Raw genomic sequence first — 21451 nt, 5'->3', positions numbered from 1 at the left:
TGCGGCCGTGTCACAGTGCGGTGGCGGCAGGAAGGCGACCAAGGACGGGAAGCGGTATGAAATTCTCGGCGTAGGCGACCCCGATGCGCGCGCCCCAGAGCCGGGCGAGGGTCTCGGCCATCGGCCCGAAGTGCTCGGCGACGGGTTGTGAGACGTGTGCGGCCACGGCGCGTCGCTTGGCGCCCCAGGTGTCGGTGATGTCGACGATCGTGTGCGCGGAGACCGGGCCGTCGAGAGTGAGACCGTTGTAGCTGTCGGTCGTGTAGACCCGTCGCGGGTACCCGGTGGCGATGACGACCTCGGGCAGGGCATCGAGCAGGGCCTCCACGATGTGTCGGTGGTCGGGGTGCACATCGCGAAGCGGATGGGTGATGACGACCTCGGGACGGGTCTCGCGCAGGAGCTCGCCCAGGGCCGCCGCGGTGGCGTGCTCGATCTGGTAGAGCCCGGCACCGAGGACTGCGGCGCCGGCGGCGGCTTCTGTTGCGCGCGGCTCGGGATGGCGGGGCACGGCGATGGTGGTGGCGGCTCCGGCGGCGGCGCACAACGCGAGCGTTCCGCCCGCCCAGAGTTCGGCGTCGTCGGGGTGGGCCATCACGGTGAGTACGGAACCGGGTGGGGTGAATGTGGCCATCGGCGTCACCAGAGGCCGAGCTTGTCGATGACTTCGGCGGGCGTGGGCAAGGCTGGGCTGCACCGGCCGCTGGGCAAGAGCGGGAGGTCGAGGTCGGTTCGCATCCTGATGAGGTCGCGCCAGCCGAGGACTTGGTCCCAGGCATTGGTGACGGCGGTGCCCTTGGCTCCGGTCAGTCGCCCGGAGTCGGGAAGCCGGTCGAGCACGAGACCGCTGGCCAGGAGCTTGGCAGCGGTGCCCGCCCCGATGCCCCTGACACCGGCGATGTTGTCGGACGGGTCGCCGGTCAAGGCGCGGAAGTCCGCCCACTGCTCGGGTGAGACGTTGTAGCGCTCGCACACGTCGACGGGTCCGATGTGGCGGTGCCCCCGTTTCATCGCGGTGTTGAGCACCCGCACGTTGGCGTCCAGGAGTTGGTAGAAGTCGCGGTCGCCGGACATGATCCACAACTCGCGGTCGGGATCGTCGTGGCGGGTGTGTTTCACGAGGGTGGCGATGACGTCGTCGGCTTCGGCGGTGTCGATCTCGATCCACGCCAGTCCGTAGGCGTTCAGCGCGGCCTGGACGTGCGGGATGGCCCGGATGGGCTTGAGAGCGTCCTCGTCGACGGTCCGGTTGGCTTTGTAGTCACGGTCAGCGGCTTGGCGCTCGACTGCGCCGTGTTCACCGTCGAACACGACGAGAACCTCGGGCGGGGTGGTGGAGAACTCGTCGCGGATGGCCACGCGCAGTAGCGCAAAGAAGGCGAACTCGGCGGTGAGTTCGCGGGTCTTGTCGCGGGAGTGGATCGGCGCTGGGAACCCAAACGCGCCGCGCCAGAGCAGGTTGTGGCCGTCTACCAGCAGTAGAGGGACAGTGGAAATCAGCGCACCGCCTTGATGAAGTCGTGGGCGACTGTGGTGGGCATATAGTCCCGCGAGCGGTAGTACGCAGCCCGTGATAGCGCTGCGTAGCCTACCGGGTCGTCGAGGAGGAGTTCGGCGGCACTCCAGAGGCCGAACTCGCCGTGCGAGGCGGGCACCACGATCCCTCCGGCGTCCTCACCGGTGCCGACGAGCGTGGGCAGGTTGCCGACGTCGAAGGTGATGACCGGGGTGCCCGCGCTCATCGCCTCCAGCGCGACGAGCCCGAAGGTCTCCTTTGTCGAGGGCACGATGATCACGGCGGCTTCGGCCAGCCACGGCTGGACCTGATCCCACGGCAGACCGTCGCCGTGGATGCTGCCCTTGAACAGCCGGGCGGCGGAATGGTCGCAGCGGCGGTACTCGGCGGCCTGCGCACCGAGGTGCTGCTCGAACCCGGCGGCGGCGAGAACGATCTCGATGGGGTGCTCGACGAGCTGGCCTGCGTCCAGCAGGGCGTGGACGTTCTTCTCGGGGCCGAGTCGGGCCAGCACTCGCACGAGGCCACGGTGCCGGAGGCGTTCCCGGTGCTCGGGGTCGGGCGGTGTGTGCTCGGCGAGCAGTGCGTTGGGCACCACCGTCCAGCCGGCGCTGTCGAAGCCGCGGTCGTGAGCTTGGGCGAGGACGGTGGCGGACGGTGCGATCACCACGTCCGCGCGTTCCAGAGCGGGGCGCAGGTCCTCGTCGTGGCCGATCACGTGCATCGCCAGCACCGAACGCACACCTTCGTAGGTGGGGGCGAGCCGACCGAGTCCCCACAGGGCGTCGACGTATACGGCGATGTCGACCCGGTGGCGGCGGTATAGGCGCCGTAGGTCCTTGGCGATGATGCGGTCTTGGCCGTGGGTGCTGATCGCGTTCCGCAGGTCGTTGTCCTCGGTGGGGAAGTCGACCCCGACCGAGCCGAGCACGATCAGGTCCTCCTCTGCCGTGATCCCTTCGGCCGGGGCTGAGGCGGTGATGATCAGGGCGCGGTGTCCGAGCTGGCGCAGCCCACGGGCGAGGGCGGCGGTCGCGCGCTCCATCCCGGCGGGGGCGTCGCGCGTGTAGGAGGCCAGGACGAATGCGATGGTCAGCGGCCTGCTGGCGTCAAGCATGGCTGGTCACCTGCTCGGGTAGCGGCATGTCTGTGGTCGGCTGGGCTGGGCGCTTCTCCCAGGGGAAGCTGACCCAGTCCGACACGGTCCACACCGAGTAGTCGGGCACGGTCTGCGCGCCGGTGTTCAGACACAACGTCGCGGTGACGACGCGGGCATCCGGGTTGAGGACCGGAGTGAGCACGTTGCGGAGCTTGTGCAGGGTGGCGCCGCTGCCGCAGATGTCGTCCACCACGAGGACGGTGCCGCCGAGCTTCTTGCCGCCGAGCGCGCGGCGGAAGCCGTCAACGTCCACGGTGACCTTGCCGGTGGCCTGCCGGTAGAGCCCGGCGTCGGCGTTGTGCTGGGCCTTCACGGTCCTGACCTTCGCGCCGAGGCGGCTGGCCAGGACGCGGGCGGGGGCGTCTCCGCCGTTAGCGATGCCGACGACGTGGTCGACTTTCGGGTGGTCGTGGCTGATCGCGGCGAACAGCAGCAGGCAGGCTTCGCGGAGGGCGTCCGGGGTGACCCGCCAGATGCGCTGGTGCTCGAACACGCGCTGTGCGGTGTGGTTCATGCCGAGCCGTCCCGTCCTGTCAGAGCCAGGCTGCCGGGGCCCGTCAGGGGGCGCAGGGCGGCGATGGCGGTGGCGTCGGTGGTGTTGCGCCAGACCTGTCCGTCGGCGCGGACGACGGTGAATCCGGCGGCGTCGGCGCGGGTGCGCAGCCGCACGGCGACCGGGGCTGGTGCCAGGGCCGCGATCAGGTCGTGGGCCTGGTCGTCGGGCACCTGCTCGACGTCGGCGAGCGCGGCCCCCTCGCCGAAGGGCAGGTACTGCAGAACGGTCACGCCGTGGACGCCCAGCCGGTCGGCCAGGTCGACCAGAGCGGGCAGGTGGGCGATGGTGGAGCGCATGAGCACGGTCTGGATCTGGGTGGGGATGCCGTGGGCGAGGGCGGCGCGGATTCCGGAGACGGCCTTGGCGAAGCTGCCCTCGCCACGCCATCGGTCGTTCCGCTCGGGATCTGGGCCGTCCAAGCTGACTCGGATGGCGTCCACGCGGCTGGCGAGGGCTTCGGCGCGGCGGGGAAGGTGGCTGCCGTTGGTGGTGACGCTGACCGCGCAACCGCCGTCGACGAGGACGTCGAGCAGGGTGGGCAGTTCTCGGATGAGCAGCGGTTCGCCGCCGGAGACGTCCACCCCGAGCACGCCCGAGGACGCGATCCTGGTGGCGACCTCGCCGCGCTCGCCGCAGTTCAACTCGGGGACGGTCTTGTCGTCCAGGCAATGCGGGCAGGCCAGGTTGCAGCGCACGATGGGCGACCAGCACACGCTGACCGGCATCGTGTCGCCCAGTTCGCCGGGGTGAACGTCGGGCAGGACCGTGACGCCGTCGGTGCTCATGGTGGTGCGCCCGGGCAGGAGGGGGTGATCGGCGCGATGGGTCAGGCCGGTGAGCGGGTCGTGGACGACACCGATCCCGCCTCGTGTGCCGCAGGCGACCGTGCGGCGTGCCGAACCGCGCGCGGTAATCGCGGAAGTCGTGGTCATGGGCGTTCCTCGCAGTAGGTGAGCAGGTCGGTCATGGCGGCGATGAAGTCCTGGGCGCGGCCACGCGGGACGGGCAGCTCCAGCAGTTCCCGGTAGCGGGCGAGGATGAGCGGCCGGCTGGCGAGCTTGTGCTGCCACTGCTCGGCGGCATCCGGTGGATCGAGGTGAAACCCGACGGCTTGGCGTAGCGGGATCACCAGCAGCCCGGCGGCGACCAGACACGCACCGAGGTAGGTGTCCTCCATGCCCCGGCCCAGACTGCCGAACCCTTGGGCGAAACCACCGACGTCGAGCACGGCGGCGCGGGGCGCGGCGGCCAGCGCGGTGCTGACCGTGCTGGGCAGGTCCCAGTCGTAGTAGCGCTGCCCGTAACCGAGATCGATGAAGTCGTGGGTGTCATCGAGCGGGCGGCCGTCCAGGGGCTCGGGCAGCGTGATCCCGCTGTAGGGCAGCAGGGTGTTCGCGGGTGGCCGCCACACGACCCGGTGGTCGGCACCGAGGTTCGGGATACGAGCCAGGATGGCCGGGTCCTGGGAATGGACCTCGTAGCGCACGTGGTGGCGGAACCCGAGCAGCACGCTGGTCTCGGTGGCGCGGGTGGCGATGTCGGTGATCACGTGCGGAGGGATCACCATGTCGCCGTCGAGGTAGAGCACCGTCTGCCCTTGGGCGAGTGCGGTGCCGATGTTGCGGGCGGTGGCCGCGCCCATCCGCTGCGGCAGCCGCACGAACCGGTCGACCACCCGGTGCCTGATGGCGACCTGGGCGGTGTCGTCGGTGCTGGCGTCGTCGACGACGATGACCTCGAACTCGTAGTGGTGGTGCTGGGACTCCAGCGCGTCGAGCACGGTGGGCAGGCTGTAGCCGACCTGGTGAGCGGGGATGACCACGGAGATCGTGCGGGACGGCGCGAGCCAGCAGTCCGACGGAGTCGGTTGGTGCCAGCCGATCCCGTCGGCGACGGCTTCCCAGGCGTGGGTGCTGGACCGGTGGTTGTTGCCGTGTCGCAGCAGCTCCTCGCGCAGGGGCACTGTCGTGGTGTCGATTGCGGGCTCGGTCATAGCCAGCCCCAGCGGGTCAGCACCGCGTTCGCGCCGGACCAGTCGCCGGGGTTGGGCAGCAGCGTCAACGCCAGCGGCGGCGCGTAGTCGAACAGGCACTCGGCGGCGGTCACGTACAGGGGCTCCAGTACCACCAGGACGTGCCGCAAAGCCCCGGCGCGCAGGTCGACGGTCAGGCGCTTCGCCACGCGGGCCTGGAGGGCTAGCGCCTCGCCGCGGGAGCGCAGCTTGTGCTCGTAGGTGCCGACAAGGCTTTCGGGCCGAAGCAGGCCATGTTCAGCCGACAGCACGCGCACCCGTGCCCGGTGAATGGGAGCGAGGTGGTTCCGCAGAAGGGGAACGAGCGCCCCCTGGTACAGCTCCAGTGCCGGAACCGGGCTGCTGGTGACCAATTTCTCCCGGCTGCAAGACACGACAATCAGTCCCTGCTCGGGCTCGAGCCCGCCGGCGGATGAGGACGTCATGGGTGGCGCACCACCCGCATCCCGATGCCCGGCGAGACCAGCTCGGCGGGCGCGGCGTTGAGGAACGTGGTGCGCGCGTACAGCAGGGGCGAGGCGTAGGAGCCGCCGCGCAGCGTGACGCCGCACCCCATCGTGGCGCGGGCGGTCCACTCCCAGACGTTGCCCGCCACGTCCACCAGCCCTTCCGGGGTCGCCCCGGCGAGGTGGGCGTCGACCGGGCTGGTGGTATCGAGGCCGGAGTCGCGCAGGTTCGCCAACTCCGGGGTCCAGTCCTGATCACCCCACGGCCAGCGTCGCCGTGAGGGGCCGCCCGCCATCCACTCCCACTCCGCCGAGGTGGGCAGTCGGCCTCCCAAGGCTTGCGCGATCTCGATGGCTTGGGCGTGGCTGATCCCGGTAACCGGAAGCGCGCCATGTTCACCACCGCGTTCACCGCGCAGTTGGGCGCGGATGATCGGGGTGCGCGTCCACAACAGCGTGCCCACCGGGACTGACCGAGCCTCATCGCCGAACGCGCAGATTCCGCCGGGCACCTCGATCCACTCGATGCTCACCTTGGTCAACCCCCGATCAGGAACAGGTCTTCGACGTTCGCGCGTGGTCGCACTCGGCTCTTGGCGTCGTTGGGGCGCAGACCGAACCGGGCGAGCGCGTCACGGATGGCCGTGAAGGCGCGCCGGGCTTCGGCTTCGTCCGCCGTGAAGACGACGTAGTTGTCGGCGAACCGCACCACCGCCAGCTCGTCCATGAGCCGGTCGGGGCGGGACAGACGCAGATTGATCAACGTCGGTGCGAGTCCTGAACCGGGCGCGATGGGGTGCGGCATCGCGGTGAGAGCGGTGCGGACCCGGTCCAGGAAGCTGCCGTCGTGGATGTGCTCGGCGCACCAGTCGACGACCTGCTCTACCGAGGCGCCCTCGGACACCGTCGCCACATCCACGTCGGCCACCGCTCGGAGGCCAGCCTCGATGTGGGCGGCGGCGTGGCGTAGCGCGGTGATGCGGTTGCGGCGGGGCCGGTACCCGGACACCCAATCGCGCAGCACACCGGCTTCCAAGATCGGCTCGATGGCGTTGCGCAACGCGCGGTGCACGACCCGATCGATCAGCGTGGGAACGAAGACCGCCATCGGCTTGCCGGTGTAAGTCGGGAACCCCACCTGCCGCAAGGGCCCTGGCTGCCACGCGCCCTCGGCCAACTGCTCGGCCAGCCGAGGCAACAGTTCGCCCGACCGGCGACGCAACTCCGCCAGCGTCATCTTGTCCGCGCCGGGTGCCGAGGCGCGCCGGCCACACTGCCGCAGTGCCGTGCGGAGATGTTTCACGTCCAGCAACGGCATCAGCGAATGCGTCTGCACAGAGGCGCGTAGCGGCATAGCGTGCGGGTGCGCTAGCCTCCGGTCTGCTTGAGCGGCAGGCACGATCCCCCGGCCACCGACGTCAGGCTCGCACCCCAACACGCGCGAGCTGTGCCCAGAGGAAAGACGGCCCCGCTCAAGCCCCCGCCCAGTGGCGTCCACGTCCATGATCACCACACCCCTCTACGCTGCCCGGTACACGGTGGGGTCGGCGATGTCGTTGTCACGGAAGGCTTCCTGGCGTTCGGTGCAGGTGCCGCAGGTGCCGCAGTGCATCTGGTGGCCCCGGTAGCAGGACCACGTGCTGGCGAACGGCACTGCCAGCGCTTGCCCGAGACGCACGATGTCGGTCTTGGTCAGCGTCAGAAATGGGGCGAGTACTTGGAAACCTGGTGCGAGCAGGCCCTCGTTGGCCGCCTGAACGCTGCGGGCGAACCGTTCCACGAACGAGGGCCTGCAGTCCGGGTAGATCGTGTGGTCCCCACCGTGCGCGCCGAAGGCGACCGCGTCGGCGCGCACCGCGATGGCGATCGCCACGGCGATGTCGAGCATGACCGCGTTGCGGTTGGGCACCACCGTGGCCGCCATCGACTCGTCGGTGTAGTGCCCGTCCGGCACCGCCACCGAGGCATCGGTCAGGGCCGAACCGGTCAGCAGTGCGCCCAGGCTGGTGAGATCGATGACGCGGTGCGGGCTGTCGAGCAGCCGGGCGATCTCGGCGGCGTGGTCGAGTTCGACGCGGTGCCGCTGCCCGTAGTCGAAAGACACCAGGGTCAGGCGGCTGTGACGGGCTGCCAGCCAGTAGGCCAGCACGGTGGAGTCCAAGCCACCGGAGGCGATGACGACCGCGTGCTGGGGATGGCGGTGCGCGGAGTGGTCGATCGACACGGCAGGTTTCACCACGTCCGCCCGAAAGTCCGGCGGACGGCGCCGACGACCGCGCCCCATCCGGGCAACTCCACACCGGACTTGGGCCGCTGTACCCACCGCAGCCCACCATTGGTGGAACCGAACGCGGGCAAAGGAATTGTCGCTCCGACCTCATACCAACCGACCTGTGCGGAAACCAGGTCCGCGCTGGTGGACTGGCGCATCGTCGTGCGCGGCTGGGTCAGGAAGATCCAGTCGTCCGGCTTCGTGCCCGGCGAACCGGGTACGACGATGATCGGAGCCCGCAGCATCGCCTGCACGAGCTGGTGGTTGACCTCGCCGCCGAACCCGGCCCGCATGACCAGCGCGTCGACCGCGTGGCCCACACTCAACCGCACCTCGCCGGTGTCCGGTTCGATGGTGGTCGGCCAGCTCCGCAGGCCGGCGTGGTACCGAGAGAGCACACCAGTGTCGACGACGTCGAGCTCTCGTGTTTGTGGCGCTGTTGCCGTGGTCATGAAACAGGCTCCTTGCCTACGGGTGGGTACGGCGGAGCCGAGGTGCCTTAAGGGAAAGCCTCGGCTCCGCCGCGATCTGGGGCGGCGTTCATCGCCGCATGGACCGCGCCGAAGAAGATCAGCGCGGGAACTTCGCGAGTCGGAGAACTTCGAGCACAGCTCTGAACCCGCAGGGTCAGGACCGAACCCGGAGCACGCTCATCGGTGCGCCGTCGAGGGGCTCACGCGGCTTCGCTTTCTCGGATGAAGCCCAACCCGTGTGTGCCGACGGTCTCCAGCGCGTGCAGCAGGACTGGTGACGGCGGCTGCTTCGGCTCGCGCCAGTGCCTGCCGACAGGCGGTGCATTCCGGCAGTGCTTACCGGAAGCCGCTGCGGAACGTTGCCGTTCACGGAAGGCACGATGAAGCAGGCAACTGACGAACACCACGGCGGCGATCGCGGTGATCACCGGGGCCACCGCGATCATGCGAAACCACTTCGCAGGGTGGGGGTCGCGGCGAAACCAGGTATCGGGGTCGTGGTTCCGCCGCGACATGGCGGTGAGGCAAGCTGCCCCGCGACGGTCGGGGGATCACCGTCGCCGTGCTGCCTCACCGGACTCACTGCACCGGTCGTCTCCGAGGTGCCGGACCCACCGGGGGGCGAAGTGGCGGCCACCTCCTCGGCCTTGGTGAACACAGAACGGAACTGCTCGGATTCGGCGGCGTCGAGTGCGGCTGCCTCACCTGCGGGCGCCACTACTACGACCTCCGAGCCGCGCACGAGCACCATCAGACTCCGCGGGCGGCCGACGACATCGCGGCACGTCACCACCCAAGGTCCGCAGTCATTCATCGTGCGTCACCGCCCTGTGCGGTGGTCCCATTCCGTACCCACACCGGCTGCACGAGAAAACGCGGCACAGCGAGCTTTGCTTGTGGGCATCGCGAAACCAATGGTTCCGCGAATCGCTGGGAGAGTTTCATCATCTACTCCGATACTCAGCGAGTCCCGATTTACTTTTGTCCTGAACTTCTGCTACTCCCATAGCGTCGAGCGTTTAGTTGTTTGCCCGTCGTACCGGGCGGGTGGCGGGTTCCGGTGGTAACGGTGCTGGTAGAACCCGCCAACGCAGCTAAACGTCCGCCACACACGGCGAACCAGAGCGGCTGCGCGGCGGCGATGGGGCGTGCACGGGGCGACAGGTGCTGTGACCTGCGGAAATGGCAGTACAATCCCGATATGCCATCTGGGTGAAAACGAATGCCACTGTGCGTATTCCTCGCAAAGGCAGAGACACGATGGCATGAGTCGTGGTAGCGGCACACCGCCGCATGAGGGAGCTGTTGGACGAAGCTGAGCGCGCAACGTAGTCGCCGATCGTTACCAGGATGGTGCTGCCCCCGACGGCAATGCGTCTTGACCTGCTAAAACAGCAGCGGGACCATCGCCGTGGCCCAGCAGCTACGAACGGGGACAAATCATGACGCCGCGACGAGAGAGCCTGGCCCGGCGAAGGGCGGCGATGGGATACACGCAGGAGAGCTTCGCTACCCGCGTCAAGGTCGACCGCTCCAGTGTTGCGCGATGGGAGCGCGGTACCCAGTCGCCCCAGCCGTGGAACCAGGCTGATGTCGCGAAGGCCCTCGCGATCTCCCCAGAGGTACTGGAGCAATACCTCTCCGAGAAGCCGACCAGCACATCGCTCAACGGCGACCACGTGAGCTACGCGTTGCAGCGCCCGACGGGTGTCGATCTCGTCGCAGTCGCCCAACTCCGACAGGAAGTGCAAGAGCTGGATGCGCGCTACGATCGCGCCCCTTCCATTCCACTACTGGCCGAGGCAGGCCCAACCTTCGGTCAGATCGCCTTTCTCGTTCGTGAGGCACCGTACGGACGTGTTCGACGCGAGTTGAAAGCGGTAGAAGCCGAGGCAGCGACACTCATGGGGCAACTGGTCTGGGATGCCTCGCAGCGCCACGATCAACATAGCGCGCGTACCTACTTCGACCAGGCCGCAACTGCCGCCCGTGAACTCGGGGATGTGACCGCGGAAGGCCACGCGATGCTTCGGGCGAGCTATCTCGCCCTCTACGGAGACCACGATCCTCACGCCGGCCTCGTGCTCACCCGCCACGTTGCGGACACGACGTCAGCGACCAGCGCCGTGCTGACCGGACTAGCATTGCTCCACAGCGCGGAAGCCCACGCCATGCTCGGAGATGAGCGCAGTTGCGAATTGGCGCTCGCGGAGGCTGAGAGCCGCTTCGGTAAAGTTACCGAGAACGATCCTGCCTATCACATATTCTCGGGTGGTCAATTCGCCCGGCTCATGGGTTCCTGTTACCTGTTCCTCGGCCACCACCGACGTGCTCAGCAAATTTTGGAAAAAGTTGCGCGCGCGACACGACGGTCGAGTAAGTCACGGGCGATCATCCTCGGCAACCTTTCACTCGCGCAGGTTCGGCAAGGTGAGCCAGACGCCGCCGCCGCAGTCCTGCACGAGGCCATTGACCTCGTCGAGACCACCCGAGGCGGAGGAGGCATGAACATTGTCTTCGACGCCGCCCGAGAATTGCGGCGTTGGCGGGCCGAGCCCTTTGTCCAGGATGTCCACGACCGCCTGCTGTCTCTGATGACCGCCGCGTAAGGAGCACCGGGTGACCAACTCCATCGATAGCCTGAAGAACATAGCTCGCGCACAGGTCTGGGATGCCCTCACGGCCCGAGCCGCCGTACACGATGCTGACGTACACGGCCGTATCCCCAACTTCATCGGTGCGCACATCGCCGCTGACCGTCTCGCCGCATTGCCAGCCTGGAAGTCGGCCCAGGTCGTCAAAGCCGTACCGGACAAGGCGCAACTCCCAGTCCGAGCACGAGCGTTAAGGGAGGGCAAGATCGTCTACATGGCTGTCCCGAGGCTGGCGAAGCAGCGGCCCTTCTACCTGCTTGACCCCGAACAACTCACCGTGCCCCCAGAGCAGGCGGCCGACAGTCACGTCGCCGCAGACATCGCACCCACGGTCGAGGTGGACAGCCTGCTGCCGATCGACCTCATCGTGTGCGGCAGTGTCGCGGTGAACCGTCGCGGCGTCAGGCTGGGCAAGGGAGCTGGCTACTCAGACCTTGAGGTAGCGCTCCTGCAGGAAGCGGGCCTCATCCGACCCGAGACTGTGATTGCTACCACCGTGCACTCACTCCAAGTCGTCGACGGCGACCTGCCTGAGTCGGAGCACGACTTCAGCGTTGATCTCATCGTCACGCCTGACGAGGTGATCAGTTGCGGTCCATCACGTCGCCCGTCAGGCTTGCTGTGGGAGCGCCTCCCTGCCGAGAAGATCGCCGCCATCCCGGCTCTCGCCTCACGGGCCTCCGCACTTCGTCGAAGCCAAGGTGCGACCTGACTCGGCCGAGCGGCTCAAATGACTCGCGGAGTCTGGCTGTATGGGCGTGGAGTCTCCCGGTAAGGAGGACTTTGACGATGGGCGCGCCAGGCTAATCCACTGGTCCGGGATCTAGTTGTGCGGGCAAGATGCAGGCATGAGTTCGTCAGCAAAGCCGCCGCTCGCTCCCGGTCAATTGGCAGCCTTCGCACGGGCTGCCCTAATGAACGCGACCGATCTCCTGGCCGACGCCAAGGTTCTTCTCGATGCTCAGAGGCGGCCGCGGGCGTATGCCCTCGCGGTACTAGCCGCTGAGGAATACGGCAAGTTCCATACGTGCCTCCATGCCACTCGACTCGACCCCGATTCACCAGAGAGCTGGAACGCTTTCTGGAGAAGCTTGAGTTGGCACGTTGCCAAGTTTGATAAATGGCACGCTGCCCTCGTTGATATCGGACACTACGGCACGCTCTACGAGGAATGGCTGGAAGCATGGTCGACTCGTGAAACTCTTAACCAGATTGCATTGGGTGGAAAGTTGGCGGCATTGTATGTCGATTTTAAAGACGGTGTCGCAGTGGAGCCACGCGATGCCTTTACTGCAGAAGATGCTAGGAAAATGGTCGGCCTGGTCGACAAAGTGATCACTACAATTTCTGCTATGGAAGGAACCTTAGATGATCAAACTTTCGAGATGCTGTATTCGACGGCACGGAGGCGGGCAGTGGCGGATTAAAAACCTGGTGGAGCCCAAAACGGCGCGCGCGAGAAGTCATCCACCGGCGCTTGGGAGATCGCATTCGAAGGCGAGGTGGCGTGCTGAGCCTGCCCTCGAAGTCGAACCGGGTCTCGTCCTTCTCGTCACCGTTGCTGGCCTCTCGGCCGCCTCCAGAGAAGACAATGGCGAAGTGTCGTCGTGGCTGACATGATCGATGAAGAGGCGCGCTTCGCCTACCTCGCGGAGGGCAACGCCAAGCAGGCCCGCAAGCGCGTGGCCGCCGATCTGCTTATCCGGGACGAAGCTGGGCGCATTCTGTTGGTGAACCCCACCTGCAAGGCCAACTGGGACCTCCCCGGCGGCATGGTGGAGAGCAACGAACCGCCGCGGGCGGCAGGCACCCGCGAACTGGCCGAGGAACTCGGCCTCACTGTCACTGCCGGCGGCGTCTTAGTCCTGGACTGGGTCGGACCTCGCGGACCAGTTGGTGTTCATTTTCGACGGCGGGACGTTGTTGCCAGCGCAAGTAGAGGCCATCCGAATCTGCGATCCGGAGATCGGCGATTTCACCTTCGTCGAACTCGCCGAAGCCAAGACCATGCTACGGCCCGACATGGCGCGGCGGTTGGCTCGCGCTCACGACGCCCTCGCGACGAGCGCCACAGATTACTCAGAGTAACTCAGGTGGCACCAGCGCGCTCATTCACGCTAAGAGCCGGTCGCAGTCAACACGACGGTCGCCACGGTGCCCAATGCGAGGAAGGGGCCGAGCGGCATCGGTTCGTCGCGCTTGAGACGTCCGGTTGCTCTGAGTGCAACCCTAACGATCGCTGCGAGCAGCCAACCGAGAAACGTCCCGGCGAGCAGCGCTGTCCAGCTCCACCAGCCGAGCGCGAGTCCCAGGAGCCCGGCAAGTTTGACGTCGCCGGCACCGAGTCCGCCGACCGCGAGTGCGAGGCCGAGGTAGGCCGCAGCGAGAACGACCATGCCGGCCAGCGAACGCAGCAGGTTGTCGTAGCTCGACTTGAGCGCAGCATCCACGCTGAAGGCAGCGGCGAGGACGAGGTAGCTGGGGAGCACCACCGCGCCTGGAAGGCGCTGTTCGACCCAATCCACCATCGCGAGCGGTACCAGCACGGCTGCTAGGTAGCTGTACGCCAGCAAGGCGAGGCTCCAGTCCAGCCGCCAAGCCAGTCCGGTGAACAGCAGCCCGGTAACCACTGCCGCCCCCGCCCAGCTCCAGCGGCTGAACGGCTTCGTCCGCAGTAGTTTTTGCGGCAGCAGGCCGAACACGAATCCGGACGATAGGCCGAGTCCGGCCCAAGCAATGATCAATATCGGTGAGGTCAAGTGCCCTCACCGCTCATCACCCGTCGTAGCAACATCAACACAGCTTCCGCCCCCCAAGGTGCCGAATCCTTTGCTCTAAGTGATACCCCGCAGCAACCCACAGAGTGATCGAAGTAGACCGATCGAGTGAATCTTTGTGAGTAGGTGCCATACCGACTTCAAAGTCAGTGCATTCCGACTTTGCAGTCGGTGGGGGGTCGTGGTGTAGACGTGGTATGTGTCACGAGACACAAGATGATCGTTACGGAAGTGTGGGGGTACACCTGTGGCAGGGGGGACGTTTCGCTCTTGGGGTGGTCGCGCGGTCATGGGTGCGGTGGGCCTTGCGGTCCTTGCGGCTTGTAGCTCCGGCAACCCGACGAGTTCACCTTCTAAGACATCGAGTCCAGTAGCGGCGCCTCCGGCGACGTCGAGTCCGAGCACCTCGTTGTCTGCCAGCGACAAGGCGAAGAACGGTGCTCTGGCTGCGTACCGAGGAATGTGGCAGGACTTTGTCGAAGCCGGGCGGACATCCGACTGGCAGTCAGCGAAGCTGGGGCAGCACGCGACGGGTGTCGCGTTGACGAACTTGTCTCGCGGCCTGTACGCCGATCACTACAACGGGCTGGTCACCAAGGGCGAGCCGGTGCTGAACCCGTCCGTGTCGTCAGCGGAACCCGCAACTGACCCGAACAAGGTCATCGTTTCCGACTGCGGCGATTCGACGAATTGGTTGAAGTACCGCGCTGACAACGGCCAGCTTTCCGATAAGGAGTTGGGAGGTCGTCAAGCGATCAACGCCATCGTCGAAAAGCAAGCCGACGGCTCCTGGAAGGTATCGGACTTCGGCGTACATGATGTGGGGACGTGTTGATCATGCGACGCTTCGCAACCGTTACCGGAATCGTCGCTGCAAGCCTGCTCGGACTCGCAGCTCCTGCTCTCGCGGATGGCGGCTGGGGAAACACCAATTGCAGTCAGGTCCCCACCCCCGCATGTGACCTGGGTGCGGGTAACAACGGCAACAACGGACGGCCTGGCACTAGCCCGGGGCAAGGCAACAATCCGAACCATCCTGGCACCGGCAACAACCCCGGCACCGGGAAGCCCAGCAACCCCGGTGACACGATCATCGGCGGTGACTCGAACCTAGCGAGTTGCTCGTACGTGAAGAGCGACTACCAGCCTCCGGCCGGAGGCGTAATCACCGTCGCGTACAAGCAACCGACCGCCACCGGCGGAGTTGTGCAGGCCGTGGCGTCCCGCCCGACGATCATCCACGCGCAGGCGGCGCAGCCTGGCCAAGGGCCCGGTGCTTGGTACGTGTGGAAGTGCTCAACCGAGGGAGTCACGGACGGCCTTTACCGGCCTCCGGTATGGATCGCTGACGGTCAGCAGCCGGGCGCGGCTCTGCTGCCCTCGCCCGCCGAACTCGCGCAGATGGCGCGCAAGCAGCTGCGGCTGCCCTCGCCGTCGATCGCGGCGAACCCGGCCGGCGACCAGTTGGTGAACCTGCCGACCTGGATGTGGCTCTCCGGCGGCTGGGGCCCGGTCTCGGCCACCGCCGCGGTGCCCGGCGTCTCGGTGACGGCGGTCGCGACGCCGACCTCGGTGAGCTGGGCGATGGGCGACGGCTCCACCGTCACCTGCACCGGCGCCGGAACGCCCTACCAGGCCGGAACCGATCCCCAAGCACCCTCACCGGATTGCGGCCACATCTACCGCCGCTCATCAGCGAGCCAAGCAGGACAGGCGTACCCGGTGACGGCGACCGTGCACTGGACGGTGACCTGGTCGGGCGCGGGTCAGGGCGGGACGTTCCCGGACATGACCACGACCGGCAACGCGACCTTCCGCGTGGCGGAGTCGCAGGCCCTCAACAACGGCGGCGGCTGACCAGCACGCCAGCCTCTCGGCGAGGCGGCCACAAACCGATGACCACCTGTTCCGCTCGCTGATCACCCTTCGGCGACGCGGCGCACTACCCCCATGCCTTTTGGAGGTACCGGCGTGAGCACCAACACTACGATCCGGCCTGACACTGACCGAGCCACGAGCACGGCCACCGGCCCCTGGATCAATGACGGCAAGAAGCAACCCGTCTCGCGGCTGCGCTCCACCGGCCGCCGTCGCAGCGTGCCGTACCTGCTGCTCGGCGTGCTGCTCGTCCTGGCCTGCGTGGGCGGGTTCGTGCTGATCTCCCTGAACTCCGGAGATCGACAAGCCGTGCTCGCGCTGGCCCGCGGCGTACCGGTAGGGCACGTACTGACCACACAGGACCTGCGACAGGTCAACGTCGCGGTCGACCCCGGCGTCGCGGTCGTCGGTGCCGAGCAGGCGGCCACCGTGGTCGGCAGGCCGATGGCCACCAGCCTGTCGGCCGGGGCGCTGCTCACCCCGGACGCCGTCGGCGGCGCCGCACTCCCCACGAGCGGGCAGGCCATCGCCGCTCTCGCCCTCAAACCTGGCCAGTTCCCGGCGGAAGTCGGACCGGGAGCGCGGGTGTCGGTGGTGTTCGTCCCCGGCCAAGCCGGGACCGCCGGCAACCCACCTGCCGATGGCGGCACGGTCTGGCCCGCGGTGGTGACCAGCGTGACCGCTGCGGCGAACGACCAGACCACCGTGGTGTCGGTGCAGCTCGCCGAGGCCGCCGCCCGCCAGGTCGCCGCCGTGCCGGCCGGCCAGTTGTCGATCGTGATGCTCTCCGCTGGAGGTCGCTGATGTTGATCTCGGTCCTGTCCTTGAAAGGCTCACCGGGGACCACGACGCTGGCCGTGGCGCTGGCGGCCCGCTGGCCCGCTCCGGCGCGTGCGCTGGTGGTCGAGGCCGACCCCTCCGGTGGTGACCTCGGCCTGCGGTTCTCCTTGTCCTCGACACCGGGCTTGGGGAGCCTGGCCGCCGCCGCACGCCGTGACAGCGACGCCGACCTGGTGTGGCGGCATACCCAGCAGCTTCCCGGTGGCCTGCCGGTGATCGCCGCCCCGCCGGACGCCGACCAGGCCCGCGCGGCACTGGCCGCGCTGGCTCCCGATCCGACCAGCGGGCTCGGTGTCCTGCGGGCGGCGGCCAACCGACCGGACACGGTGGTCATCGCCGACTGCGGACGCGTGGACCCCGGCTCGCCCGCCTTGTCGATCGTGCGCGCCTCCGACGTGGTGGTACTGCTGTCGCGGGCACACGCCGACGACCTCGCGCACCTGCCGCGCCGTCTGCCCACGATCGGCCGCTGGAGCCCGAACCCGGTGCTGCTGCTGGTGGGCGAGGGCTACTCCACCGCCGAGGTCGCCCGCGAACTCGGCGTGCCACCACTGGGTCGAGTGCCCGACGACCCGAACGGCGCGGCCGTGCTCTGCGGTCGGCCGAACAAGCTGCGGTGGGGTCGCAGCGGCCCGGCGCACTCCACGCTTGGGCGCTTCGCCCACCGCGTCGCCTCTGAACTCGCTACCCACGAGCGCACGCCGACCACCCAACCTGAGCCCCGGCCCGCTGCGCCCGTGGCGCCAGTCTCCGTTCTGCGCTCGGTTCCGGGTGTGCCACCCGACGCGGTCTCGTCCAACGGGGGCCGTGTCGTGCCGAGCCCCGCAACCGACCACCGCGACAAGCAGGGAGGGCAGGCATCGTGACGTACCCGACCAACCACTATCCGGCACCGGTTCCTCTACGCCCTCATCAGCAGCCGCCCGGACCGGCCTTGTTCGGCGGCGCCGCACCTGGCTCCGACGCCGGGGTGCCGCCGATGGGCTGGGGTACCGAGGAGGACACAGCCGATCTCTCGGCCGCCACGACGAGGCTGCGGCAGCACCTGCGGGAGCGGTTGAACGCCGAGCTGCCGCAGCGGGTGGCCGATCAGCAGGACCGCACGGGAACGACCGCCACCCGCGAGGCGCGGCGCGAGCTGGCGCGCGGCATCCTCGACGAGGCGCTGCGGGTGCACACCGAGAACGAGCTGGCCGCGGGCCGGCAGTTGCTGCCCCGCGAGGTCGAGCAGCGGGTGCTCGGCGAGGTCGTCAACGAGCTGTTCGGCATGGCCGGCTTGCAGCCGCTGTTGGACGACCCGACGGTGGAGACGATTAACGCCAACAGGTTCGACCGGGTCTTTGTCCAGTACAACGACGGCCGCCGAGCCCCGGTCGCCCCGATCGCGGGCTCGAACGAGGAGCTGACCGACCTGGTCCGGTTGCTCGCCGCCCGCGCATCGAGCCAGGAGCGCCGCTTCGACCAGGGCTCCCCGGCGGTCAACCTCCAGCTCCCCGGCGGGGAACGGCTGTTCGCGGTGATGGGCCTGACCGCCGGGGGCGTGACCGCGCTGTCGATCCGCCGCCACGGCTACCTCACCGTCACCCTCCCCGAGTTGCGCCGCCGCGGCACCCTCGACCCTGGCCTGGAGCAGTTCCTGCGAGCGCTGGTCAAGGCCCGCAAGAACGTGTTGATCACCGGCGGTACCGGCGCGGGCAAGACCACCTTGCTGCGTGGGCTGGCTTCGGAGATGGACCCGCTGGAGCGCATCGTCACCATCGAGGACGCCTTCGAACTCGGCCTGGACCACGACCCGGATATCCACGCCGACGTGACCGCCTTCCAGGCCCGCGAAGCCAACGTCGAGGGCGCGGGCGCGATCAGCCAGGCCGAACTCGTGCGGTGGGGCCTGCGCATGTCGCCGGACAGGGTGATCGTCGGCGAGATCCGCGGTCCCGAGGTCATCCCGATGTGCAACGCGATGTCGCAGGGCAACGACGGCTCGATGGCCACCCTGCACGCCTCCAGCTCTCGGATCGCGTTCACCCGGCTCGCGTCCTACGCCGCTCAAGGCGTCGAACGACTGCCGCTGGAGGCCACCAACCTGCTGGTCGCCTCGGCGGTGCACTTCGTGGTGCACCTGGCCCGCGCCGAGGACCGCCGCATCCGTGTCGTGTCCTCGATCCGCGAGGTCGTCGGCGCCGACGGCCCGCAGGTGATCTCCAACGAGGTCTACCGGCCAGGCACCGACCGCCGGGCCCGGCCCGTGGCCGGAGCACTGCGCGGCGACACCCTCGACGACCTGACCGACGTCGGCTTCGACCCCGGCATCCTGGAGAACCCCGAGGGCTGGTGGGGACAGTGAACATCACCCTGAGCCCTACGACCGCCGCTGCCGCGCTGCTCGGCGTCGGCACCGGGCTCGGCCTGCTGCTGGTGGTCCTCGGCTGGCGCGGCACCGACCCGCGGCGTCAGCGCCGCACCCGGACCCGTAGGGCAGGGGCCGTCGATCAGCACCGGAGTCTGCGGATCGCGCTCGCCGTGACCGCCGGGGTGGTGACCGGTCTGCTCACCGGCTGGGTCGTCGGCGCCGTCCTTGCAGGGCTCGCCGCCTGGGCGCTGCCGCGGGTGCTGGGCCGCGACCCCGAGCACGCTCGCCGCGTGGCGCGGATCGAGGCCGTCGCCACCTGGACCGAGATGCTGCGCGACACCTTGTCGGCCGCCGCCGGTCTCGAGCAGGCCATCCTCGCCACGGCACCGCTGGCGCCGACGGCCATCCGCGGTGAGGTCGGCGAGCTCGCCGCCGGCATCGAGAACGGCGACCGGCTCGCGCCCGCCTTGCGACGCCTTGGTGAACGCCTGGATGACCCGGTGGGCGACTTGGTCATTGCCGCTCTGCTGCTGGCCGCCGAACAACAGACCCGCCGGCTCGCCGAACTGCTCGGGTCACTGGCCGACGCCGCCCGCGGGCAAGCCTCGATGCGGATGCGTGTCGAGGCCGGCCGTGCCCGCACCCGCACCTCGGTAAGGGTCATCGTCGGCACCACCCTGGCCTTCGCCGTCGCCGTGGTGCTGCTCAACCGCGCCTACATGGGCGCCTACGACAGCGCCGCCGGGCAGATCGTGCTGCTGGGCATCGGGGGACTGTTCGCTGCCGGGTTCGCGTGGCTGAGTCGCATCGCCCGCGTCGCCCAGCCCGACCGCTTCCTCTCCAAGGTGCACGAGTTCGGGAAAACCGAGGTATCCATCGGGCGGAACCCGGACGTTGGTGCTGTGCGATGAGGGTAGCTGGATGGTCGGGTTCGGGAACTCGTCGCGAGGGCGTTGTCCGTGGCGCGCATTCAGGTCTTGGACGGGCGGGGTTCGTCGGTGAACGAGGGGTGGTCGAGCACTGTGGCGTAGTGCATGGCGGTGGCCATGACGACGCCGAAGAAGTCGCAGACGCGGCGCATGTCGCCACCGGTTGCGATGGTTTCGTCGAGGATGCGGTCCTGGCGGAGCGTTCTGGGCGACATGCCGATGCGTTTGTTGATCCAGTTGCTGGTCACTGGGCGGTCGCTGCCGGTGTTGAGGTAGTGCACGAAGAAGTGGGTGTTGATGCTGCCCGGCCATCGTTGGTGGCGGTAATCGAGGTAGCGCCGCAGTTGCGCTTTCACCGGCTCGGCCAACGGCACGATGCGGTTGCCCAGGTAGGCCCGGCCGTCGCGGAGGTCGGTCTGCCGCAGGGTCCGCAGCTCGGCCGAGGACAGTCCGTGGAACACGATCAGCGTGGCCAGAGCGGCTGCGGTCGGGTCGGCGACGTTCATCAGCGTCCGCACGGTGTCGGTGTTGGCGGGCAACGGAATGGGGCGTTCGTAGTTGCCCATGTTCATGTGGGCGGTGGGATTGGTGAAGGTCACTTTGTGGGCCTTGAGTGTGCTGAAGATCGATCGCAGCGCTCCGCCGACACCCGCACGTGGAGTCCCGCCCGCCGGCAGCACGTCCAGGATGTCGTCGCGGGAGATCTCACGCAGGGAATGATGCCCTTGCTCGGCCCAGGTCCGAAGGTGCGGCAACGCCCACAGGATGCGGGATTTGATGGTGCCGGGCGCGCGCGGCTTGCTGCGAGGTGCTGTGGTGCTGCCTTCGTGCAGAACGGCGAACCAGGTGCGCAGTTCGCGGAGCATGGGGTCGGGCAGATCGCGGACCTGGCGTTCGAAGTAGATCCGGACGGGCGCGGTCCGGTCGTCGACGAGCAGGTCGGCGCCGGCCAGGACGTCCAGGACGGGACGAGCCGACAGACCCAAGGGGATCAGCTCGTCGACTTCGCTGGTGCGGATCGATGTGGTGTCGTGGCCGCGCATGGCCAGCAGCACGCGCGTCCCGATATGGGCCTGAGTGGTGATGTGCTGCGACCAGCCGTGTCGTGCACCGTGCTCGGCGACCAGTTTCCCCAGCCGTTCCGCGACCGTCTCGGTGGGCGGATCACCGAATCCGTAGCGGCGGACGGACTGCTCATAGGGGCGTGGCGTGAACAAGTCCTGCTGGTTCGGCGCAAGGCTCGTGGCCTGGTCGCTGTCGGCTGTGGTAGGCGAGTGCCGTGGTCGATGGATGCGTCGTCGGGTTCGGGGATGGGGCCGGTGGCCGTTCTTGCTGGAGGACATGTTGGCCAGGAACAACTGCTGGCCATGTCGATTCCCGGCGAGGACGTCGATGGTGTCCTCGGGGTCGCGTGCGCGTTTGGCTTGAAGCCAGCACAAGCGACAGGCTCCGTGCTCGTTGACCGTCAGGTCACGATGGCAGCTCAGGCAGCGGCCGATGCGGGATTGCCATTGCCGCCAGCCCCGACAGGCTCGGCAAAGCCATTTCTCGGTGCGCCGGGCACCCCAC

Annotated in this window: 24 protein-coding genes and 1 pseudogene; 11 read left to right on the top strand and 14 right to left on the bottom strand. The window is 68.1% G+C overall.

The window, feature by feature from the left end:
• Nucleotides 1-10: 10 nt before the first annotated feature.
• From RM788_RS18695 to RM788_RS18640, 12 genes are all read right to left on the bottom strand, one after another.
• On the bottom strand, nt 11-634 hold the full coding sequence (locus tag RM788_RS18695) for a PIG-L deacetylase family protein (RefSeq protein WP_315934677.1): 624 nt from the start codon (nt 632-634) through the stop codon (nt 11-13).
• Nucleotides 635-639: 5 nt separating this feature from the next.
• Nucleotides 640-1476, bottom strand: a complete 837-nt coding sequence (locus RM788_RS18690) for a 5'-3' exonuclease (protein WP_315934676.1) — start codon at nt 1474-1476, stop codon at nt 640-642.
• Between the two features lie 20 nt (nt 1477-1496).
• Nucleotides 1497-2633: a glycosyltransferase family 4 protein gene (locus RM788_RS18685; protein WP_315932976.1), complete on the bottom strand. Its 1137-nt coding sequence runs from the start codon at nt 2631-2633 to the stop codon at nt 1497-1499.
• Entirely contained in the window at nt 2626-3189 is a 564-nt protein-coding gene (locus tag RM788_RS18680) for a phosphoribosyltransferase (protein WP_315932975.1), read from the bottom strand. The genes RM788_RS18685 and RM788_RS18680 overlap by 8 nt, the downstream gene beginning before the upstream one ends.
• Entirely contained in the window at nt 3186-4163 is a 978-nt protein-coding gene (locus RM788_RS18675; protein WP_315932974.1) for a radical SAM protein, read from the bottom strand. The genes RM788_RS18680 and RM788_RS18675 overlap by 4 nt, the downstream gene beginning before the upstream one ends.
• On the bottom strand, nt 4160-5224 hold the full coding sequence (locus RM788_RS18670; protein WP_315932973.1) for a glycosyltransferase family 2 protein: 1065 nt from the start codon (nt 5222-5224) through the stop codon (nt 4160-4162). The genes RM788_RS18675 and RM788_RS18670 overlap by 4 nt, the downstream gene beginning before the upstream one ends.
• The gene (locus RM788_RS52985; RefSeq protein ID WP_399344004.1) at nt 5221-5688 is read right to left on the bottom strand and encodes a DUF6884 domain-containing protein; all 468 of its coding nucleotides are present in this window, start codon (nt 5686-5688) and stop codon (nt 5221-5223) included. The genes RM788_RS18670 and RM788_RS52985 overlap by 4 nt, the downstream gene beginning before the upstream one ends.
• A complete protein-coding gene (locus RM788_RS18660; RefSeq protein WP_315932971.1) occupies nt 5685-6242 on the bottom strand; it encodes a formylglycine-generating enzyme family protein in 558 nt (185 codons plus the stop codon). Before RM788_RS18660 ends, RM788_RS52985 begins: the two co-directional genes overlap by 4 nt.
• 5 nt (nt 6243-6247) lie before the next feature.
• On the bottom strand, nt 6248-7213 hold the full coding sequence (locus RM788_RS18655) for a reverse transcriptase domain-containing protein (protein ID WP_315934675.1): 966 nt from the start codon (nt 7211-7213) through the stop codon (nt 6248-6250).
• Nucleotides 7214-7228: 15 nt separating this feature from the next.
• Nucleotides 7229-7933 (bottom strand): 7-cyano-7-deazaguanine synthase QueC, encoded by a 705-nt coding sequence (queC, locus tag RM788_RS18650; protein ID WP_315932970.1) that lies wholly within the window; start codon nt 7931-7933, stop codon nt 7229-7231.
• A gap of 8 nt (nt 7934-7941) precedes the next feature.
• Nucleotides 7942-8433 (bottom strand): hypothetical protein, encoded by a 492-nt coding sequence (locus RM788_RS18645; protein WP_315932969.1) that lies wholly within the window; start codon nt 8431-8433, stop codon nt 7942-7944.
• A 221-nt stretch (nt 8434-8654) separates the two neighbouring features.
• Nucleotides 8655-8900 carry a hypothetical protein gene (locus RM788_RS18640; protein WP_315932968.1) on the bottom strand — a complete coding sequence of 82 codons (246 nt, stop codon included), beginning with the start codon at nt 8898-8900 and terminating at the stop codon, nt 8655-8657.
• Between the two features lie 996 nt (nt 8901-9896).
• Between RM788_RS18640 and RM788_RS18635 the strand changes: the two genes are divergently transcribed.
• The 5 genes and pseudogenes from RM788_RS18635 (at nt 9897) to RM788_RS18615 (ending at nt 13196) form a co-directional block, all read left to right on the top strand.
• Nucleotides 9897-11063: a helix-turn-helix transcriptional regulator gene (locus RM788_RS18635; RefSeq protein WP_315932967.1), complete on the top strand. Its 1167-nt coding sequence runs from the start codon at nt 9897-9899 to the stop codon at nt 11061-11063.
• A 10-nt stretch (nt 11064-11073) separates the two neighbouring features.
• On the top strand, nt 11074-11820 hold the full coding sequence (locus RM788_RS18630; RefSeq protein ID WP_315932966.1) for a 5-formyltetrahydrofolate cyclo-ligase: 747 nt from the start codon (nt 11074-11076) through the stop codon (nt 11818-11820).
• Between the two features lie 136 nt (nt 11821-11956).
• Nucleotides 11957-12535 carry an AbiV family abortive infection protein gene (locus tag RM788_RS18625; RefSeq protein WP_315932965.1) on the top strand — a complete coding sequence of 193 codons (579 nt, stop codon included), beginning with the start codon at nt 11957-11959 and terminating at the stop codon, nt 12533-12535.
• A 189-nt stretch (nt 12536-12724) separates the two neighbouring features.
• Nucleotides 12725-12910 (top strand): annotated as a pseudogene (locus RM788_RS18620) (NUDIX domain-containing protein); the annotation flags it as partial.
• Between the two features lie 94 nt (nt 12911-13004).
• Nucleotides 13005-13196 carry an NUDIX hydrolase gene (locus tag RM788_RS18615; protein ID WP_315932964.1) on the top strand — a complete coding sequence of 64 codons (192 nt, stop codon included), beginning with the start codon at nt 13005-13007 and terminating at the stop codon, nt 13194-13196.
• 29 nt (nt 13197-13225) lie between these two features.
• Here the strand turns inward: RM788_RS18615 and RM788_RS18610 are convergent, their stop codons facing one another.
• Nucleotides 13226-13810 carry a prepilin peptidase gene (locus tag RM788_RS18610; RefSeq protein WP_315932963.1) on the bottom strand — a complete coding sequence of 195 codons (585 nt, stop codon included), beginning with the start codon at nt 13808-13810 and terminating at the stop codon, nt 13226-13228.
• A gap of 484 nt (nt 13811-14294) precedes the next feature.
• Here RM788_RS18610 and RM788_RS18605 point away from each other — a divergent pair, with 484 nt between their 5' ends.
• The 6 genes from RM788_RS18605 to RM788_RS18580 all read left to right on the top strand — a co-directional run bounded on the left by RM788_RS18605 (nt 14295) and on the right by RM788_RS18580 (nt 19864).
• Complete coding sequence (locus RM788_RS18605) at nt 14295-14720, top strand: hypothetical protein (RefSeq protein WP_315932962.1); 426 nt, start codon at nt 14295-14297, stop codon at nt 14718-14720.
• Between the two features lie 2 nt (nt 14721-14722).
• The gene (locus tag RM788_RS18600; RefSeq protein ID WP_315934674.1) at nt 14723-15742 is read left to right on the top strand and encodes a hypothetical protein; all 1020 of its coding nucleotides are present in this window, start codon (nt 14723-14725) and stop codon (nt 15740-15742) included.
• A gap of 114 nt (nt 15743-15856) precedes the next feature.
• Entirely contained in the window at nt 15857-16567 is a 711-nt protein-coding gene (locus tag RM788_RS18595; RefSeq protein WP_315932961.1) for an SAF domain-containing protein, read from the top strand.
• Nucleotides 16567-17469: a CpaE/TadZ family protein gene (locus RM788_RS18590; protein WP_315932960.1), complete on the top strand. Its 903-nt coding sequence runs from the start codon at nt 16567-16569 to the stop codon at nt 17467-17469. Before RM788_RS18595 ends, RM788_RS18590 begins: the two co-directional genes overlap by 1 nt.
• 113 nt (nt 17470-17582) lie before the next feature.
• Nucleotides 17583-18947: a TadA family conjugal transfer-associated ATPase gene (locus tag RM788_RS18585; RefSeq protein ID WP_315932959.1), complete on the top strand. Its 1365-nt coding sequence runs from the start codon at nt 17583-17585 to the stop codon at nt 18945-18947.
• On the top strand, nt 18935-19864 hold the full coding sequence (locus tag RM788_RS18580) for a type II secretion system F family protein (RefSeq protein WP_315932958.1): 930 nt from the start codon (nt 18935-18937) through the stop codon (nt 19862-19864). The genes RM788_RS18585 and RM788_RS18580 overlap by 13 nt, the downstream gene beginning before the upstream one ends.
• A 59-nt stretch (nt 19865-19923) precedes the next feature.
• Here the strand turns inward: RM788_RS18580 and RM788_RS18575 are convergent, their stop codons facing one another.
• A complete protein-coding gene (locus tag RM788_RS18575; RefSeq protein WP_315932957.1) occupies nt 19924-21321 on the bottom strand; it encodes a site-specific integrase in 1398 nt (465 codons plus the stop codon).
• Nucleotides 21322-21451: the final 130 nt, after the last annotated feature.

Origin of the sequence: Umezawaea sp. Da 62-37 (assembly GCF_032460545.1) — a bacterium.
In the GTDB taxonomy this organism is placed as follows: Bacteria; Actinomycetota; Actinomycetes; order Mycobacteriales; family Pseudonocardiaceae; genus Umezawaea.
The sequence above is the reverse complement of the archived record's forward strand: the minus strand, read 5'-3'. Positions and strand labels throughout refer to the sequence as shown.

Excerpts from the sequence above, each read along its gene's own strand:
- RM788_RS18585 (WP_315932959.1), top strand. The coding sequence starts at position 17,583 with ATGGGCTGGGGTACCGAGGAGGACACAGCCGATCTCTCGGCCGCCACG.
- RM788_RS18675 (WP_315932974.1), bottom strand. The coding sequence starts at position 4,163 with ATGACCACGACTTCCGCGATTACCGCGCGCGGTTCGGCACGCCGCACG.
- RM788_RS18625 (WP_315932965.1), top strand. The coding sequence starts at position 11,957 with ATGAGTTCGTCAGCAAAGCCGCCGCTCGCTCCCGGTCAATTGGCAGCC.
- RM788_RS18645 (WP_315932969.1), bottom strand. The coding sequence starts at position 8,433 with ATGACCACGGCAACAGCGCCACAAACACGAGAGCTCGACGTCGTCGAC.
- RM788_RS18685 (WP_315932976.1), bottom strand. The coding sequence starts at position 2,633 with ATGCTTGACGCCAGCAGGCCGCTGACCATCGCATTCGTCCTGGCCTCC.
- RM788_RS52985 (WP_399344004.1), bottom strand. The coding sequence starts at position 5,688 with ATGACGTCCTCATCCGCCGGCGGGCTCGAGCCCGAGCAGGGACTGATT.
- RM788_RS18640 (WP_315932968.1), bottom strand. The coding sequence starts at position 8,900 with ATGATCGCGGTGGCCCCGGTGATCACCGCGATCGCCGCCGTGGTGTTC.
- RM788_RS18590 (WP_315932960.1), top strand. The coding sequence starts at position 16,567 with ATGTTGATCTCGGTCCTGTCCTTGAAAGGCTCACCGGGGACCACGACG.
- RM788_RS18635 (WP_315932967.1), top strand. The coding sequence starts at position 9,897 with ATGACGCCGCGACGAGAGAGCCTGGCCCGGCGAAGGGCGGCGATGGGA.
- RM788_RS18680 (WP_315932975.1), bottom strand. The coding sequence starts at position 3,189 with ATGAACCACACCGCACAGCGCGTGTTCGAGCACCAGCGCATCTGGCGG.
- RM788_RS18695 (WP_315934677.1), bottom strand. The coding sequence starts at position 634 with ATGGCCACATTCACCCCACCCGGTTCCGTACTCACCGTGATGGCCCAC.
- RM788_RS18655 (WP_315934675.1), bottom strand. The coding sequence starts at position 7,213 with ATGGACGTGGACGCCACTGGGCGGGGGCTTGAGCGGGGCCGTCTTTCC.
- RM788_RS18600 (WP_315934674.1), top strand. The coding sequence starts at position 14,723 with ATGCGACGCTTCGCAACCGTTACCGGAATCGTCGCTGCAAGCCTGCTC.
- RM788_RS18670 (WP_315932973.1), bottom strand. The coding sequence starts at position 5,224 with ATGACCGAGCCCGCAATCGACACCACGACAGTGCCCCTGCGCGAGGAG.